The organism is Morganella sp. HMSC11D09 (assembly GCF_001807955.1).
Classification (GTDB): Bacteria; Pseudomonadota; Gammaproteobacteria; order Enterobacterales; family Enterobacteriaceae; genus Morganella; species Morganella morganii.
In genome coordinates, this window is sequence record NZ_KV791647.1 from 56813 (window position 1) to 73963 (window position 17151).

13 protein-coding genes and 1 riboswitch are annotated in these 17151 nt (G+C 51.4%); of the genes, 4 read left to right on the plus strand and 9 right to left on the minus strand.

Annotation, left to right across the window (positions count from 1 at the left end; all coding sequences use genetic code 11):
- Positions 1–3: 3 nt before the first annotated feature.
- Genes ptrA through HMPREF3119_RS01285 form a run of 6 tightly spaced genes read right to left on the minus strand, consistent with a single transcriptional unit; the run spans position 4 to position 8154 of the window.
- The gene (gene ptrA / locus HMPREF3119_RS01260) at positions 4–2895 is read right to left on the minus strand and encodes a pitrilysin (protein ID WP_186702264.1); all 2892 of its coding nucleotides are present in this window, start codon (positions 2893–2895) and stop codon (positions 4–6) included.
- Entirely contained in the window at positions 2879–6280 is a 3402-nt protein-coding gene (gene recC / locus HMPREF3119_RS01265; RefSeq protein ID WP_036417861.1) for an exodeoxyribonuclease V subunit gamma, read from the minus strand. Before recC ends, ptrA begins: the two co-directional genes overlap by 17 nt.
- Before the next feature lie 10 nt (positions 6281–6290).
- Positions 6291–6623, minus strand: coding sequence for a prepilin-type N-terminal cleavage/methylation domain-containing protein (locus HMPREF3119_RS01270; RefSeq protein ID WP_070578113.1), 333 nt, complete (start codon positions 6621–6623; stop codon positions 6291–6293).
- Positions 6616–7131 (minus strand): YgdB family protein, encoded by a 516-nt coding sequence (locus tag HMPREF3119_RS01275; protein ID WP_233499142.1) that lies wholly within the window; start codon positions 7129–7131, stop codon positions 6616–6618. Before HMPREF3119_RS01275 ends, HMPREF3119_RS01270 begins: the two co-directional genes overlap by 8 nt.
- Positions 7106–7693, minus strand: a complete 588-nt coding sequence (locus HMPREF3119_RS01280) for a prepilin peptidase-dependent protein (protein WP_004237191.1) — start codon at positions 7691–7693, stop codon at positions 7106–7108. The genes HMPREF3119_RS01275 and HMPREF3119_RS01280 overlap by 26 nt, the downstream gene beginning before the upstream one ends.
- Entirely contained in the window at positions 7687–8154 is a 468-nt protein-coding gene (locus HMPREF3119_RS01285; RefSeq protein ID WP_004237190.1) for a hypothetical protein, read from the minus strand. The genes HMPREF3119_RS01280 and HMPREF3119_RS01285 overlap by 7 nt, the downstream gene beginning before the upstream one ends.
- A 478-nt stretch (positions 8155–8632) precedes the next feature.
- Between HMPREF3119_RS01285 and thyA the strand changes: the two genes are divergently transcribed.
- Entirely contained in the window at positions 8633–9568 is a 936-nt protein-coding gene (thyA, locus tag HMPREF3119_RS01290; protein WP_004242187.1) for a thymidylate synthase, read from the plus strand.
- 76 nt (positions 9569–9644) lie between these two features.
- Here thyA and lgt read toward each other — a convergent pair whose 3' ends face one another.
- From lgt to rppH, 3 genes are all read right to left on the minus strand, one after another.
- Positions 9645–10541 carry a prolipoprotein diacylglyceryl transferase gene (lgt, locus tag HMPREF3119_RS01295; RefSeq protein ID WP_004237185.1) on the minus strand — a complete coding sequence of 299 codons (897 nt, stop codon included), beginning with the start codon at positions 10539–10541 and terminating at the stop codon, positions 9645–9647.
- A 109-nt stretch (positions 10542–10650) separates the two neighbouring features.
- Entirely contained in the window at positions 10651–12897 is a 2247-nt protein-coding gene (gene ptsP / locus HMPREF3119_RS01300; protein ID WP_070578116.1) for a phosphoenolpyruvate--protein phosphotransferase, read from the minus strand.
- Positions 12898–12906: 9 nt separating this feature from the next.
- Positions 12907–13440 carry an RNA pyrophosphohydrolase gene (gene rppH / locus HMPREF3119_RS01305; protein WP_015422452.1) on the minus strand — a complete coding sequence of 178 codons (534 nt, stop codon included), beginning with the start codon at positions 13438–13440 and terminating at the stop codon, positions 12907–12909.
- Positions 13441–13620: 180 nt separating this feature from the next.
- Positions 13621–13729: riboswitch (TPP riboswitch) on the plus strand.
- A gap of 69 nt (positions 13730–13798) precedes the next feature.
- On the opposite strand from rppH, the gene thiB reads away from it, so the two are divergent.
- From thiB to thiQ, 3 genes are read left to right on the plus strand one after another with little or no spacing between them, the layout of a single operon-like run.
- On the plus strand, positions 13799–14809 hold the full coding sequence (gene thiB, locus HMPREF3119_RS01310) for a thiamine ABC transporter substrate binding subunit (RefSeq protein ID WP_004242184.1): 1011 nt from the start codon (positions 13799–13801) through the stop codon (positions 14807–14809).
- A complete protein-coding gene (thiP, locus tag HMPREF3119_RS01315) occupies positions 14785–16395 on the plus strand; it encodes a thiamine/thiamine pyrophosphate ABC transporter permease ThiP (protein WP_070578119.1) in 1611 nt (536 codons plus the stop codon). Before thiB ends, thiP begins: the two co-directional genes overlap by 25 nt.
- The gene (thiQ, locus tag HMPREF3119_RS01320; protein ID WP_070578121.1) at positions 16392–17090 is read left to right on the plus strand and encodes a thiamine ABC transporter ATP-binding protein ThiQ; all 699 of its coding nucleotides are present in this window, start codon (positions 16392–16394) and stop codon (positions 17088–17090) included. The genes thiP and thiQ overlap by 4 nt, the downstream gene beginning before the upstream one ends.
- The last annotated feature ends 61 nt before the right edge of the window (positions 17091–17151 follow it).

Consider the following 17151-nt stretch of genomic DNA (forward strand, 5'->3'; position numbering starts at 1 on the left):
GTTTTACCGGATTTCTTCTTTAACAGGTAACAGCGCCTGGAAAGCCGTGACAGACGGATACGTCGTCCATCCGGCCGGTTTCGCGTAATCATCCGCTTTGCCGCCGGTACCGGTCACCTGAGAGTAAAGCGCCAGTCCTTTTTTCGACATCACCGCGTTCTCATAGAATGTCACCACATCCTGTTTGGTCATTTTCTTCACTGCCGCAATCGTCTGCTCGCGGGTGTTGAAATCAAAGTAATTATTTTTGAAATCAAATGAATAACGGGATGCTTCTTCCTCAAAGGTTTCCGGCGGCTGTGTCATTTCGGTCAGCAATGCATTGCGGTATTTATCAAACTCCGCATTATCCAGTGCTTTCAGGCGTTTTTCCGCATTGATATAAAAATCATCAAAGCGTTGTGACAGATAAGCCGGATTCTTTTCATTGCTTTGCAGCAGGAAACCGATCCCCCACTGGCGGCCGAAGTTCGGGTTAAATGCAAACAGGGCATACCCCAGCTGTTCCTGTGTCCGCAACTGATCATAGAACCACGGATGCAGAATTTTCGACAGCACAGACGAGAATGCAGCACCTTCCGTCCGTGAATAACCGTCCGGAATAAAGATATTGGCCAGCGCGTTATCTGTGCTGTTGGCTTTTTCGTCAAAGTTTGGTTTCAGGGCTTTATCAATCACATAGTAATCCCCGACCCACCATTCCGTACCCTGTGAACCGAGCTGTGCCTGAGCTTTCGATGCAATCTGCTCTGCCTGAGGTGCTGTCAGATTACCGAACACAAACATCTGGAGCGCCCCTTCACGGATAAGACGGTTACGGTACTGCGTGATGTCACTTTCGGTAATGGTGTCCAGCGCTGCGAGGCGTTCTTTATCTTCGAAATAAGGCACTGATTTCAGACGGCTGAACGGACGCATTGCCATTTCATAGGCTTTGCCGTTATCCGATACCGCAACCTGCTCACGATACCAGGATTTCGCCTGTGCAAGCTCCGATACTGACGGTGTAAAGGACTGGTATTCACTCACTGCGGTGGTCAGCAGTTCCGGCAGATGCTGGGAATAACCACTGACGCTGATATTCAGACCGTCGTCATCACTGATATTGATCCCCATTCCTGCCACACTGGCCTGATAGCTGAGCTGATTCAGTTTCAGTTCACTGACATAACTGAGCAACGCGCTGGTGACAACATCTTTGGCTGTTCTGCCGGCATTCCGGTTACGCAGTTCCAGCGCGATAATTGCCTTCGGCTCATCCGCAAAATAGCGGCTCGGCATATAGAACAGACGCAGTTTTGCAGTGTCTGTCAGCTGTACCGGTTTTTGCTGTTCCTGCCGTTTGATCAGGTCAAAATTATCCGGAATAAACGGGTTCAGTGCAGGCAGAGAGAAACGGAAATCACCTTCAGATTTACGCCATTTATCCAGTTGAGCGGCAGTCACTGCATCCACCTGATAAGGCGCATCAACGAAATAGGCTTTTTTATTGCTTGGTTCCTGCGGGCTGGTATACCAGATGCGGGCTTTTTCCGGTGTTAAATCCGCAAGGCGGGCTTTGATGGCGGCAGGATCCCAGTCATCAGCCAGATAGCCGACATTCAGAACATTTTTTACCGGATATTCCATCATCGTATTTGCCAGTGATTCAACATAGTTCATATCACGGACAACCGAGCTGTAGCGGAATGCCAGCATATTCACGCGGGCGATTTCATCGAAATAGTCTTTATTGATCCCTTTTTCTTTAATCAGATTCAGGTACGCAAAAACAGCGGCGGTAATTTCATCGCGCTTCGCCATGCCCTCATCAGTCAGTGAGACAGAGATAATAAACACGCCCTGGTTACGTGCCAGGGTTGAGGATGCCGATGCACTGACGCTCTCCGCCAACCCGTTGGATATCAGCCAGTTCACCAGCGTACCTTCACTGCGGCTTCCCAGCAGATACGCAATATAGGTATCTGTCTGCTTGCGGAAATCTTTGCTGTTGTTGTCGATGACAAACTCAAAATCCAGCGATTTCTGCGGCTGCGCAGGAACATAGTGAATGATTTTCTGCTGCTCGGCTGCGGTGATCAGCGGAACGGTAATCTGCGGAACAGCTGCGTGGCGATCCGGAATCGTGCCGAACGTCTCATTGGCCAGTTTTGCCAGTTCTTCCGGGGACTCCGGTCCGTAGATAACAGCTTTCATCAGATTGGATGAATAATAGGTATTATAAAACTTCAGCAGCTCTTCATGCAGGATGCTGCCGGGCTTATCTCTAAGGGTTTCCAGGTTACCACCGGAAAAACGGGAAATCGGATGTGCCGGGTTCCAGGTTTCCGCCCGGACCTGATACATGCGGTGCCCGTCACGGGAACGCGCCATGGTCAGCTCGGCGTTAACCGCATTACGTTCTTTATCCGCATTCACCGGATCCAGCAGCGGTTCTGCCAGGGCATCAGCCAGCCTCTCCGTTGCCCCTTTCAGCGCATTATTTTCCACTTCAAAATAGAAGTCAGTGTAATTGGAGCCGGTACTGGCATTATGGCTGCCGCCGTGCTTCGCCAGATAATCACTGAAATTACCGGGTTCAGGGAAACGTTTTGAGCCCATCAGCACCATATGTTCCAGATAGTGCGCAAGACCCGCCTGGCTCTGCGGCTCATCCATACTGCCGATAGCCAGACTGACCGCTGCAGCTGATTTACGTGCGGTTTTATCGGAAATCAGCAGAACCGTCATATTATTTTTCAGGGTGATTGCCTGATACTGACGCGGATCGTTGGCGCTTTTCTCAATCTCTCCGGGCAGAACCTGCCAGTTATTCTGAGCAAGTGCATTGGCACCGGTAAAAAAGAAAAGCAGCGTAAAAATAAACTGCACTAGTTGTTTAGGCATCAGCCTCATTCTCCCTGTTTTTCTGATGTTGAAACATCGGCAAAAAGAGTTGTTGTGAAAATTGCTTTATTGCATCCATAAGTGCTTCATCAAAATGGCGGAATGCGCGGACGACATAATCGTCCTCCGCCTCACCGGTAAACTGATATCCCCCCTGCAGTGTCTGCAGAAGCAGTAAACCGGCTTTATGTTGGAGTGCATCATCATCAGAGAGTTCACCGGTGTTCTCATCCGCCAGTGTGGTCAGCCATGCCCAGCCGCTTTTGACAAAGACAGGCAGCGGCTCATTCAGACCACGGACAAACACATCCAGCAGCTGACGCAGATAGCCCTGCGCCTGCTCTGCCGTCAGCGGCTCAAAGATCCACACCGTATCACCGCGCCCGTACATCCGGCTGTACTGCTGCCGTCCGCTCAGGCTGTATGTCAGATGTTCAATCCACAAACGCAGCCCGTCAGCGGCGGTAAGTGCCGCCGGACGCCAGCGGAGCAGCCCGTTCTCCTGAACTCCGGTCAGTTGCCCGCTGTAAGTATACGGCCCGGTAACATAGTGAAACGACTCAATATCAGATTCTGTCCGTGCATTACGGATTTTCTCCGCCAGAACATCCATTTCCTGTAATTGTTCTTCCCAGTAAACCTGTGCAAACGCCCCGGCCGGCAGTTCCCCCGCCGCCTTCAGTATGCGGAAGACCCGCTCTTCCGGTTCGCCGTCCACCAGCGCATCAAGCAGCCGGGTGTTAAACCCGTAACGCTGTAAATTATCAACACTGAACGGTTCTTCTTCCGGCAGAGCCACATCCTCAATATCAAAATGGACATTCAGACGCTGCTGAAAAAATGCCCTGACCGGATGACGGTAAAACCTCAGCAGCTGATCAATGGTTATTTCTGTTATATCTTCTGACGGAACCGGGACATTAAACGGCCCCTGCGCTTCGCCCTGCCGTAATGCTGCCGGTAACCACTGCGGCGAAAAGCTCTGAAATTCCGCGCCCTCCCGGTAGTTATCCGCCGCAAACGGAACCCTGGTGTGCCGGACAATCAGATGATTTTCCAGCGCTTCCCGGCTGGTATCCAGGTCAGCAAACCGGTCTTTCTCCAGACAAAAACTGAGACCGGCATATTCCAGCAGTTCACTGACCAGCACTGACGGGTTACGCTCTTCATTATCGCGGATAGATCGGCCGATATAACTGATATATAAATATTCTTTTGCTGACCCCAGCGCCTCCAGGAAAAGATAGCGGTCATCATCCCGGCGTTTGCGGTCACCCCGGCGGCTTTTTTCCGCCATAAGATCAAACCCCAGCGGCGGGATTGTCCTCGGGTACACACCGTCATTCATACCCAGCAGGCAAATAACCTTAAACGGCACAGAACGCATCGGCATCAGCGTGCAAAAGTTTACCGCTCCCGATAAAAAGCGCTGGCTGATTTTCTCGTCATCCAGCCGCAGAGAGAGCTCATCCCGGATCAATGCAAGCGGAACATCGCCGTCATAACAGGCTTTAACCCCCTGATCCAGTACCTGCTGCCACTGCTGTAACACCATACTGAGCACCGGTTCGGTATCCGGTGTCGTCATGAAAAAGGCAGACAGAAGCTCAGAACCGGTTTCACGCCATTGTGCCGGTGTCCGCGGTTCACTCAGTATTTTCTGCCACTGCCGCAACGTATCAATAAAAGCAGCCAGTTGTCCGACCCGGTCCGCTGACATACCGGAAACCTCGTCATACGGCAGGATCCCGCGCCAGGTACCTTCCTCCTCTGCCATGGCATAGCCCAGCAGCATGCGTTCCAGCCCGAATTTCCAGGTGTTCTGGCCAAAAACCGGCAGTGAGAAAGATTCAATATTATGGTCATCCAGCCCCCAGCGGACACCGGATCCGCTGACCCAGCGGCGCAGAAGCGGTAAATCGCTCTCATCCAGCCCGAACTGCTGCGCCACCGCCGGGACTTCCAGCAGACTGAGTACATGCTCTGAGGTGAAACGGCTCTGCGGTAATTCCAGCAGTGTCAGTACTGCCTGTAATACCGGATGAGCCTGGCGGGCTTTACGGTCTGAAATAGCAAACGGCAGATAGCGGTTTTCATTCCCCTGGCCAAATACCGCCTGAATATAAGGAGAATAACTGTCGATATCCGCCACCATCACAATAATGTCGCGGGGAGTCAGTGACGGATCATTTTCCAGCAGGTTCAGTAAATAGTCCTGCAAAATCTCGACTTCCCGCTGCGGACTGTGGCAGGAATGGAATGTCAGGGAACGGTCATTATCCGCAATCACCCGCCGCCGCTTACTGGTGACAAATTCCTCTTTGTTTTTTCCCACCACACTGCCGTCTTCCAGATTAAGAATATCCTGCTGAACAGCAGACAGCAGTGTATCTGCAGGGCGGTCGACAAAGGCTTTAATAGCATGGATTTCTTCAATTTCTTCCAGGAAAAACAGATTATCCCGGCCGGGACGCCCCCACGATGCCAGCAGCGGGTTACCGGTATTCTGTTCCCCGTCAGCCTCAAAATCGAACAGTGAAGGTGCATCCTCATCCGATTTAAACCAGCTGACGGCTTTTTTATCCCAATAACTTTGCGGCTTGCGCGCCAGCATACGCCGCAGTGCAGCCGGGCTCTGTAAATCGCCCCAGTAATACTGGCAGGGATTGGTAAACATCAGATGGATATGGGTATGTTGCCCGAGCGCCCGCAGAGCCTGCAGATAGACCGGCGGTAATGCGGAGATACCACAGATAAAAAGTCGGGGCGGCAGATTGGAAACCACTTCCGGATCACCTTCATTGAGCACATCAATAAAACGCTGATAAAGATTGGCACGGTGCCATTCCGGCTGCCCCAGGCTGCGGGTTAGTGTCTGCAAATCCTGCCACAGGCATTTCTGCCAGGACTGGTTCTGGCTCAGCCCGTCAATCAGTTCATTATTTTCCCACGCCGTCAGCCAGTCCGGCCGGTAGACAAGATACTGGTCAAATAAATCAGCAATACGTCCCGATAGCTGATGCAGTTTGCGTTTATCCCCGTCATCATCAAGATAATGGCGCAGCGGGGCAAAATCCGGATCATCAAGGCGCTGCGGCAGCAGTGACATCAGCTTCCAGGTCATTGCGCCCTTACTGAAGGCACTCTCCCTCGGAATGTCCGGCAGGACACGGGTAAACATATCCCAGATAAATGTGGCGGGCAGCGGAAATGTTATATTCGCGGCAATACCCAGTTTTTCTGCCAGACTGATTTGCAGCCACTGAGACATCCCCGGGCTTTGCACCAGCACGGTTTCAGGACAAAAAGGATCATTAATTTTATCATTATCAATAATATGGCATATCAGATCTTTCAGCAGGTCCAGATCATTGGAGTGATAAACTGTAAACATTGTCCTGTCCTTACATACATTGCCATCTGCCGGCAGTTAACCGGCGCTCTCCCGGAGAGACCAGCCCGATAGTAACGGAAATACAGCCCGGTGACACATTTTCCTGATAACTTTCCCATTTCTGCAGGGGAGATAAATGAGTCTGCATCATCTGCCGTAATATTCCGGGATCAGCCGTAAAACGCATCATCTGATGCAGATGACGTACCGTGCTGACATCCGCATACTGCCGCTGTTTTCCGCTGTGCAGCAACTGATAATAGCGTAATAATCCGGTAATCAGAATCGCAAAGATAAAGGCACAAATCATCACTTCCGGTAGCGACATTCCGCGTTCATTCATTGTTTTCTCCCGTTTCAGTATGCCGGTTGCAGCCGGGTTTTAAATCCGGCGGGCAAAAATCACTCCATCCCTGCGGCAGGGCTGTCAAAATCATGTTGCCTCCTTCTTCCCTGGCACTGACCAGCTGATAATGCGTGATATTTTGTTCAAACCAGGGAGAAAATATACTGCCCTGTAATAACAGCTTGTTGGCTCTCAGCCGCCGCAAACAACTCTTCAGTGCCGGGTCCGGTGCTGTCCGGCAGTAAAACTGTGTTTCGTTCAGTGCTTTCCGGGACCACGCCAGTGTCAGCCCCCATTCCAGTGCAGAGGCCGCACCGGCATCCGCCCGGTAAAATGCCGTTTCATCCTGACCGTTACGCCACTCTGTCTGATAAAAGCGATGTAAAACAGACAACATCATCAGTGAAATTCCCAGCAACAGCATAATCATCAGCAACAGGGCATTGCCTCCGGAGTGACCGGCTTTCTCCCCGCCGGATCTACAGGTGGTAATTAGGCATGACAATCAGGCTTTCTCCGGTTCGCTGTATTAAGGGCATGTCCCGTCCGGTGAGTGTCAGGGTCAGTTTCAGGCCATTTTTTCCGTACAGTTTTACCGGCGTGACCAGAAACCGGGAAACATTCACATAGCGGCTATCCGTGACCTTTTGCCAGCCGGTATCCCGGCAGCTGCGGGCGTCGCGCGTCCATTCCAGTGCCTGCTTATTCAGACGGTAGCCGAAATGCTCCCCGATTTTACGGACATTCCGCTCCCAGCGGCCATTGTGATTGAGGTCGTAAGCAACAATGATGCAACTGCCGTCTGTCTCGCCGCGCCGGGCGGCAATTTCCAGCGGTTTGCCCTGACAGTGCCCCCGGCAGAATGCCGTCCGCCGGAGATCTTTTTCCAGCCGCAAAAGGGTTTCCCGCATTATCGTATCCAGCTTGTATTGCCGGTATGTGTTCAGTACATCCTGCCCCAGCGCCGGAAAAAAGCGGGTGACCGTGACCAGAAGAATTGCACTGACAGCCATTCCCGCCAGCATTTCAAATAGCAGTGAACCCTTTTCCCGCCTTTTATTCAGCATGACGGTACTCCGGATATCGTGTCCGGCGTGCACAACCGTATACGGCCCGGGGCCGAGATAATCAGTTTTATCTGTCCCTGCGTATTTTCCAGTAAAAAGCTGGCAGCAGAGGCGGTATGCCGGGTTCCCCAGAACAATACGGTACCGGTCGTGCCGGAAACAATCCGGACACCTTCCATCGGTGTGAATCCTTCCGGATCATCATCACACCGTGCTGCGGATACCTGATGACAGGCCCGGCTTTTCTCACCAAACGTAACCGCGATTTTCCGTGTTTCGTTCAGATAGGTTGCTTTCAGTTTATGGCTGCTGAGATATTGCTGAAACAACGCAGCCGTTTCTGTCAGATAACGCCGCTCTCTGTGGCTTTCCCATGAAATATTAATAAATGAAACAGGTAATGCCATAATAAATAAAACAATAATGACTTCCATCAGCGATATCCCCCGTTCTGTCAGCATGTATTCATCCGTTCGTTTTCTCTGCCGAAAAAATAACGGATTTACCACTCCCGGAAAGACAAAACCGAAAAAAATGCGATGCAACAGGAAAAAAATTCTGCGGAATACTGCAAATTCACATTCATTTTTCGTGTTGTACGGAAAAAAATTATCTGCCAGAGAAAAAAGTGTGGAGTGAACAAAATGAAGGCGCTAAAAAGTACAGACACCACCGCTCTTTAACAATACGGAAATTAACTGATATAAAAACCGGCCGCCGGTACTGTATTTGATCAGTACCGGTGAGCCGGAAATAATCAGATAAAGAATAAAAAAACCACTAATGATTTTTATAAATAACAAAAACATTAACTTAATTATTAATATGGTTAATAGATTTAATACTGATAAAAAATCAAAATAATATTATCTTGTATTAAAAAAATGAAAATAATGTTATAATATAAAAACCATATACTGCGTCAACAGGAAAACGAAAGTGGAACAATATTTAGACATTGCAAAGCGGATTCTGGAGGAAGGGAAATGGATTGAGAATAAACGGACAGGTAAAAGATGCCTGACAATTATTAATGCCGATTTCACTTACCACGTTGACAAAAATGAGTTCCCGCTGGTGACCACCCGCAAGGCATTCTGGAAAGCCGCAATTGCAGAGATGCTGGGTTACTTACGCGGATATGACAGCGCCGCTCAGTTCAGAGCCATCGGCTGTAATACCTGGAACGCTAACGCCAATGAAAATACCGACTGGCTGGCAAACCCGAACCGCAAAGGTGAGGATGATATGGGTCGCGTTTATGGTGTTCAGGGACGGCAGCTGAAAGTATCCCCGACAGAAGCACAGTATGATTTATTATTATCATTAAATGATTCCGGAGATAAAGAAGGTGTTAAAACTCTGATTAATGAACTGCGAAAAAATACATTCGATCAACTCCGTAAAGTCTATGATAATTTAAAAAAAGGAATTGATGACCGCGGTGAAATTATTTCATTCTGGAATCCCGGTGAATTTAATCAGGGTTGCCTGAGACCCTGCATGTTTATGCATCATTTCTCCGTTCTTGATGGCACATTATATTTAAATAGTTATCAGCGCAGTTGTGATTATGCACTGGGTTATGTTTTCAATGCGCCGCAATGTTATTTCCTGCTGGCTATTATGGCTCAGATAACCGGCCTGAAATGCGGTAAGGTTTATCACAAAGTGGTTAACCTTCATTTATATGAAGATCAGCTGGAATTAATGCGTGATGTCCAGATTGCACGTAAGCCATTTGCATCACCGAAACTGCATATTAACCCTGACATTAAAACGCTGGATGATTTAATGACATGGGTAACCACCGATGACTTCACAGTGACAGATTATCAGCACCACGACCCGATTAAATATCCGTTCTCTGTCTGAGAAACCATTAAACAGCCGCGCATAAAAAAACTGCATCCGTTACGATGCAGTTTTTTATTACTCACTAAAGCCTGATCTATTCCGGTGCGTTCTGTTTTCCGGTATTACTCTGCTTTTTATTACCCGGGCATTTGTATGCCCATACCATCATCAGTACACCAATAATAATCATCGGCACAGACAAAATCTGCCCCATGCTGATCCCGCCGAATAAACCAAGCTGGGCATCCGGCTGGCGGAAAAATTCCACAATGATACGGAACAGCCCATAGCCGATCAGGAACAGACCTGACACACTGCCCATCGGGCGGGATTTACGGACAAACACATTCAGAATAATAAAGAGGACGATCCCTTCCAGCAGCATTTCATACAGCTGCGACGGGTGACGCGGCAGAACGCCGTATTGCTCAAGCACCGGCATCAGAGACGGATCAGCAGCAGCCAGTTTCACGTCTTCACTGTAAGACGTCGGGAACAGAATGGCCCACGGTGTATCGAGTGTCACACGCCCCCACAGTTCGCCATTAATAAAGTTACCGATGCGCCCCATACCGAGACCAAACGGAATCAACGGTGCCACAAAGTCAGCAACCTGTAAAAAATGACGCTTCGTGCGGCGGGCAAACCACCACATAGCAATAATAACGCCCATCAGTCCGCCGTGGAATGACATACCGCCATCCCAGACTTTGAACAGATACAGCGGGTTTTCTGCAAACAGCGGGAAGTTATAAAACAGCACATAGCCGATACGGCCGCCCAGGAAAACCCCCACAAACCCGGCATATAACAGTGTTTCAACTTCACTGCGTTTCCAGCCGCTGCCCGGTTTGTCTGCACGCCGGTTGGCCAGCCACATGGCAAACACAAACCCGACAAGATACATCAGCCCGTACCAGCGTAACGCCACCGGCCCCACAGAAAAAATAACAGGATCAAAATCCGGAAATGCCAGATAAGTGTTACTCATCGTACCTCACACTGTGTGTTGTATCCGGCTGCGGTTACAGCTCTGCCTGCCGCAGACCGGGATATATGACTGTAAGGACGGAAACACCTTATGCCCCGGGATGTGCCGGTTAAGCACTACCCCGGATAAGCTGTCCCAGCCCCTTGTTCTCAATAAACAGCTCCGCTTTTTCACGGATCTCAGCCGCTGTCTGTGCATCCAGCAATGATGCCAGCAGCGGCTCCAGTGCTCCGGCATCCAGATGCCGCAGCAGATACTTAATACGCGGGATACTCCGCCCGTTCATACTCAGCTGACGGTATCCTAAACCAATCAGTATCATTGCACCTAACGGATTTGCCGCCATTTCCCCGCAAACCGAGACCGGGATCCCCAGCCGGGTGGTTTCAGTCCGGACAAAATTCAGCATACGCAGGACCGCCGGATGGAGCGAGTCATATAATGGTGCAACATGTGTATTATTCCGGTCAACCGCCAGCAGATACTGGGTTAAATCATTCGTACCGACAGAAATAAAATCAATATATTGTTTCAGCTCCGGCAGCATAAACAACAATGACGGCACTTCCAGCATCACACCTACCGGCGGACGTTCCACCCGTTCTCCGGTCAGTACCGATACTTCCTCACAGGCACGATCAAGCAGGCGGATGGCCTCTTCAACCTCCGCGAGCCCGGAAATCATCGGGAATAATATCTTCAGATTATTCAGCCCGATATTGGCCCGCAGCATGGCCCGCAACTGGATAAGAAAAATCTCCGGCTGATCCAGCATCACACGGATACCGCGCCAGCCCAGACACGGGTTTTCCTCGCTGATAGGCATATACGGCAGCTGCTTATCCGCACCGATATCCAGTGTCCGCAATACTACCGGTTTCCCGGCAAAGAGTTGCAGCATATCCTGATAACGGACTTTCTGCTCTTCTTCTGACGGAAAACCATTATGCACAAGAAACGGTATCTCCGTACGGTACAGTCCAATCCCGTCAATACTTTTGACGATTTTTTGCTCATACTTCAGACTGAGCCCGGCATTCAGCTGAACGGAAACCCGTTCGCCGCTTTTCAGTGCAGCTGAGCGGCTGAGCTCATCCTCGGCCAGTTGGCTGATAGCCTGCTCCTGCTCAATAATCTGGCTGAATTCCTGTGCTATCAGCGGCTCCGGTTCGATATACACCACGCCCCGGTAGCCGTCGAGGATAAGCAGGCGGTTGTGTAACAGTTCCGGCTGAATATCCGCGCCCATGATAACCGGAATACCCATCGCCCTGACCAGAATGGCGGAATGGGAATGTGTTGCCCCGTCACGCACCACCACACCGGCAAGCTGTTCCTGCGGAAGCTCTGCCAGCAGGCTGGCACTCAGCTCGTCAGCCACCAGCACAAAGCGTTCCGGCCACTGATTGCTGCCGGTAAAATTATCATCAAGATGGAATAACAGCCGCTGCCCGAGTGCACGCAAATCCGTGGCCCGCTCCCGCATATAGCTGTCCTGAAGCCCGGCAAACCGGCCCGCAAATTGCTCAATGACCGTTTTGACTGCCCATTCGGCCACAAACCCCTGCTCCACAATACTGTATAACCCTTTTTTCAGTTGCAGGTCATTCAGCAGATGGGAGTAGAGATCGAAAATAGCGGCACTCTCTTTTTGTGAGGCGGCATTAAAACGCTTGCTGATACGGCGGCACTCTGCCGTGGCATCCTCCAGCGCTTTATTCAGGCGGGCACGCTCCTGCACGCGGTCCAGTGCCGAGGCTTCAGAAACATTCTCAAGCACCGGCTGTGAACGATCTTCCCAGCCATAGGCCATCACAATCCCGGAAGAAACCGGAATTGCCTGGATCCGGGTCTGGCGGAACTGCCCGAACAACCCTTTGGTCTGAGCCTGAGCCAGCAGCACGGCAAGCTGCATCGCCAGAGTGACAATAAAAGACTCTTCCGTTTCACTGAACAGGCGTTTTTCTCTCTGCTGAACCACCAGCACGCCCAGTAACTGACGGCGGTAAACCACCGGCGCACCGAGAAATGCACGCAGGTTGTCTTCTTTAACCTGAGGGAGATATTTAAAACCGGGATGTTCGCGGACATCCGCGATATTGATAAGCTCAGCGCGGCGGCCGACATGACCGACCACACCTTCGCCGAAAGCAAGGCTGACGGCACGGCCGCGGGGCTTTTTCAGCCCCTGCGTTGCCATCAGATAAAAACAGTGATGCTGATTATCTGCCAGGTAGATGGAACAGACATCCGTTCCCATCGCCTGACAGGTTTCTTTAACCAGAAGCTCCAGCGCTTCCGCGAGATCGGCGGCGGCAGCCACTTTTTCAATCACTTCACGTAAACGCGTCAGCATCCGTTCCCCCTAATTCTGGCGCCGGCGACGGTAGGGAAACGGTGCCCGCACAGCCGTCGCTTCGCTGTTGGCAGGCATCACAACGGAAGAAAACTCTTTCATTACGCGGCGGTATACATCACGTTTGAAAGAGACCACCTGACGAACAGGATACCAATAGGTGACCCAGCGCCAGCCGTCAAATTCCGGCGACTTGCTGCGGGTCACATTGACCTCTTTGTCCTCGCAGAGCAGCTGAAGTAAAAACCAGCGCTGCTTCTGACCGATACAAACCGGTTTGGTATCCCAACGCACCAAACGTTTGGGTAATTTGTAGCGCAGCCAGTTGCGGGTGACCGCCAGGATACGCACATCTTTACGCGTTAAACCAACTTCCTCATACAATTCACGGTACATGGCCTGTTCCGGTGATTCGCCGGGATTGATACCTCCCTGAGGAAACTGCCACGAGTGCTGTCCGTAGCGGCGGGCCCATAAAACCTGGCCTTCCTTATTACAAATTACAATCCCGACATTCGGGCGGTAGCCATCATCATCAATCACTCGACTACCTCAGAAAAAAACTGAAAGATAGCCAATTGTTTCACACTCCCATCATGGGGTAAACCTCTGCACTCAAAATCCTTCAGCCCGCCGCATTTCCGGCTCTGACAGAAGAAAAACAACACGCCACGTTAACGGTTCCGGACAGTGGCAAATTCCTGAGAAAAACACTACACTATTCCTCTCTCAACGGGGTGCAGCTCCGGCTTTCCGGCCGGTGTTGCTGAGATAACACCCGAGGAACCTGATCCGGTTAATACCGGCGTAGGGATTTGAGCCGCCACTGCTGACAGCACAGCCTGTCGCCATCATGCTGCACTCAGATCCTTTGCTAATCCTTCCCTTACAGGAGCGCAAAGTGTTACAGAAACTGACCAGAAATATCATCGCAGGCGGCCTTGCTGCTCTGTTCTCTTTCCAGGCGGCTGCGGATAACAGCAAGCCGGTTCTGACTGTCTATACCTATGACTCATTTGTTGCTGAGTGGGGACCGGGGCCGGAAATTAAGAAAAACTTTGAAGCGCAATGCAACTGCGAACTGAAACTCGTCGGTCTGAGTGACGGCGTGACGCTGCTGAACCGTCTGCGGATGGAAGGTAAAAAATCACAGGCCGATATCATCTTAGGTCTGGATAACAACCTGATGCAGGCGGCTCTGGATACCGGACTGTTTAAAGAAAGCAATGTTGATCAGTCAAAACTGGTGCTGCCGGTCAAATGGGAAAGCAAAACCTTTATTCCTTATGACTATGGCTGGTTTGCTTTTATCTACAACAAAGACACCCTGCCGAACCCGCCGAAAAGCATGAAAGAACTGCTTAACAGTGATCAGAAGCTGACCATTATTTATCAGGATCCGCGCACCAGCACACCGGGACTGGGATTACTGCTGTGGATGGAAAAACTCTACGGGGATGATGTGGCGGCACAGTGGGCCAAAATGGCGAACAAGACCCTGACGGTCACCAAAGGCTGGAGTGAATCTTACGGCCTGTTCCTGAAAGGTGAAGCTGACCTGGTACTGAGTTATACCTCTTCGCCTGGTTACCACATGCTGGCAGATAACAAAGATAACTATGCCGCAGCACTGTTTGAGGAAGGACATTATCTTCAGGTGGAAATGGCAGGTGTACTGGCCTCCTCAAAACACCCGGCACTGGCGGAACAGTTCATGCAGTTTATGCTGACACCGGATTTCCAGAAAACGCTGCCGACCACCAACTGGATGTATCCTGTGATTGATATGCCGCTGCCGCCGGTTTACGACAAAATGCCGAAACCGGCGAAAACGCTGGAATTTGATGCAAAAGAAGTGGCGAAAGAGCGCAATCAGTGGATACGGATATGGCAAAACGCAGTCAGCCGTTAATTGCCGCGTACCTGATACCGGGCACACTCGCGTCCGGTCTTCTTCTGGTCGTTGCTGTCAGTGCCTTCGGGGCGCTGTGGTTTAACACACCGGATACAGACTGGCAGCAGATATGGGATGACAGCTACCTGTGGCATGTCGTCCGCTTTACCTTCTGGCAGGCTTTCTTATCCGCACTCTTTTCCGTTATCCCGGCTGTTTTCCTGGCCCGGGCACTCTGGCGCCGCCGTTTCCCGGGACGGACGGTCTTTCTGCGGTTATGCGCGATGACGCTGGTACTGCCCGTGCTGGTAGCCGTATTCGGTATTCTGTCAGTTTACGGACGTAACGGCTGGCTGGCACATATTTCCGGTTTTCTGGATCTGGACTATACCTTCTCCCCGTACGGATTACAGGGCATTCTGCTGGCGCACATCTTCTTCAATATGCCGCTTGCCACCCGGATGCTGTATCAGCAGCTCGATAATATTGCCACGGAGCAGAGACAGCTCGCCGCTCAGCTTAATATGAATGAATGGCAGCATTTCCGGATTGTGGAGTGGCCTTATCTGCGCCGTCAGTTGCTGCCGACCGCCGCACTGATTTTTATGCTCTGCTTTGCCAGTTTTGCCACGGTGCTGGCACTCGGTGGCGGCCCGGCGGCAACTACCATTGAACTGGCGATTTATCAGGCACTGAATTATGACTTTGATATTGGCCGCGCTGCCCTGCTGGCGCTGATCCAGCTGGTGTGCTGCATCGGGCTGGTGCTCGTCAGCCAGCATTTGTCCGGTCATTTTTCTGTCGGCTTTACCCAGTCACTGCAATGGCGCAACCCGCAGGACACGCTGCCGCGCAGACTGGCTGACGGCCTGATCATCCTCTGTGCCCTGCTGTTTCTGCTGCCGCCGTTTTTTGCCATCATCGCGGACGGTCTGAATCCGGGATTACTGCCGGTCCTGCAGCAACCGGCACTGTGGCGAGCTTTTTTCACCTCGCTCGGAATTGCGCTGGCTTCCGGTTTTATCTGTGTGCTGCTGACCATGATGCTGTTATGGAGCAGCCGTGAACTGCGGCTGCGGCAGGCGGTCAGAGCAGGACAGGCCATGGAGCTTTCCGGGCTGGTGATCCTCGCCATGCCGGGAATTGTACTGGCTACCGGGTTTTTCCTGCTGCTCAACAGCACGACCGGCACCACTGATTTGGGAGCAATTCCATACGGGCTGGTGATCCTGACCAACGCGCTGATGGCGATTCCGTATGCACTGAAAGTGCTGGATAACCCGATGCGTGACCTGGCTGAACGCTATAACCCGCTCTGTCTCTCGCTGAATATCAGCGGCTTCAACCGGCTGAAACTGATTGAACTGAAGGCTCTCCGTAACCCGCTGGCACAGGCGGTGGCATTTGCCAGTGTGCTGTCGGTCGGGGATTTTGGCGTGATCGCGCTGTTCGGCAATGAAGATTTCCGCACACTGCCGTTCTATCTTTATCAGCAGATCGGCGCTTACCGCAATGCGGATGCCGCGGTCACTGCACTGATCTTGTTTTTACTCTGTTTCGGGCTGTTTACCGTTCTGGAACGTCTGCCGGGGAAACGCCCATGATTAATTTTGATCATATTCTTTACCGCTATCAGCAACAGACCATGAATTTTCATTTTTCTGTTGCCGCCGGAGAAAAAATTGCCATTCTCGGCCCGAGCGGAGCAGGTAAAAGTACCCTGCTGTCACTGATTGCCGGGTTTCAGTTTGCCGAAAGCGGTACTATTCTGCTGAATAATGAAGATCACACCCGCACCCCACCCGCTTCACGCCCCGTGTCCATGCTGTTTCAGGAAAATAACCTGTTTGCTCACCTGACGGCGGAGCAGAATATCGCCCTCGGTTTTCATCCCGGTATGAAACTGAATGCGGAGCAAAAAGTACAGCTGGCACAAATCGCTGAACAGGTTTCGCTGACACCACTGCTGAAACGGCTGCCATCACAGCTTTCCGGCGGTCAGCGCCAGCGGGTGGCACTGGCACGGTGCCTGGTGCGTTCCCAGCCGGTTTTGCTGCTGGATGAACCTTTCTCCGCACTGGATCCGGCACTGCGCAATGAAATGCTGGCACTGCTGGAAACCATCTGTGATTCACGGCAGCTGACACTGATGATGGTCTCCCACAATACAGATGACGCGGCCAGAATCGCGCCCCGCGCGATGGTGGTGGATAACGGTACCATTGCCTTTGACGGCAGTACCGCCGCCCTGGTCAGCGGTGAGGTTCCCCAGGCTCAGATCCTCGGTATCCGTCCGTAAACCGCACCTTAAATACTGTATATATCCACACCACTCTGCTATAGTTATTTTTTCATCAGCA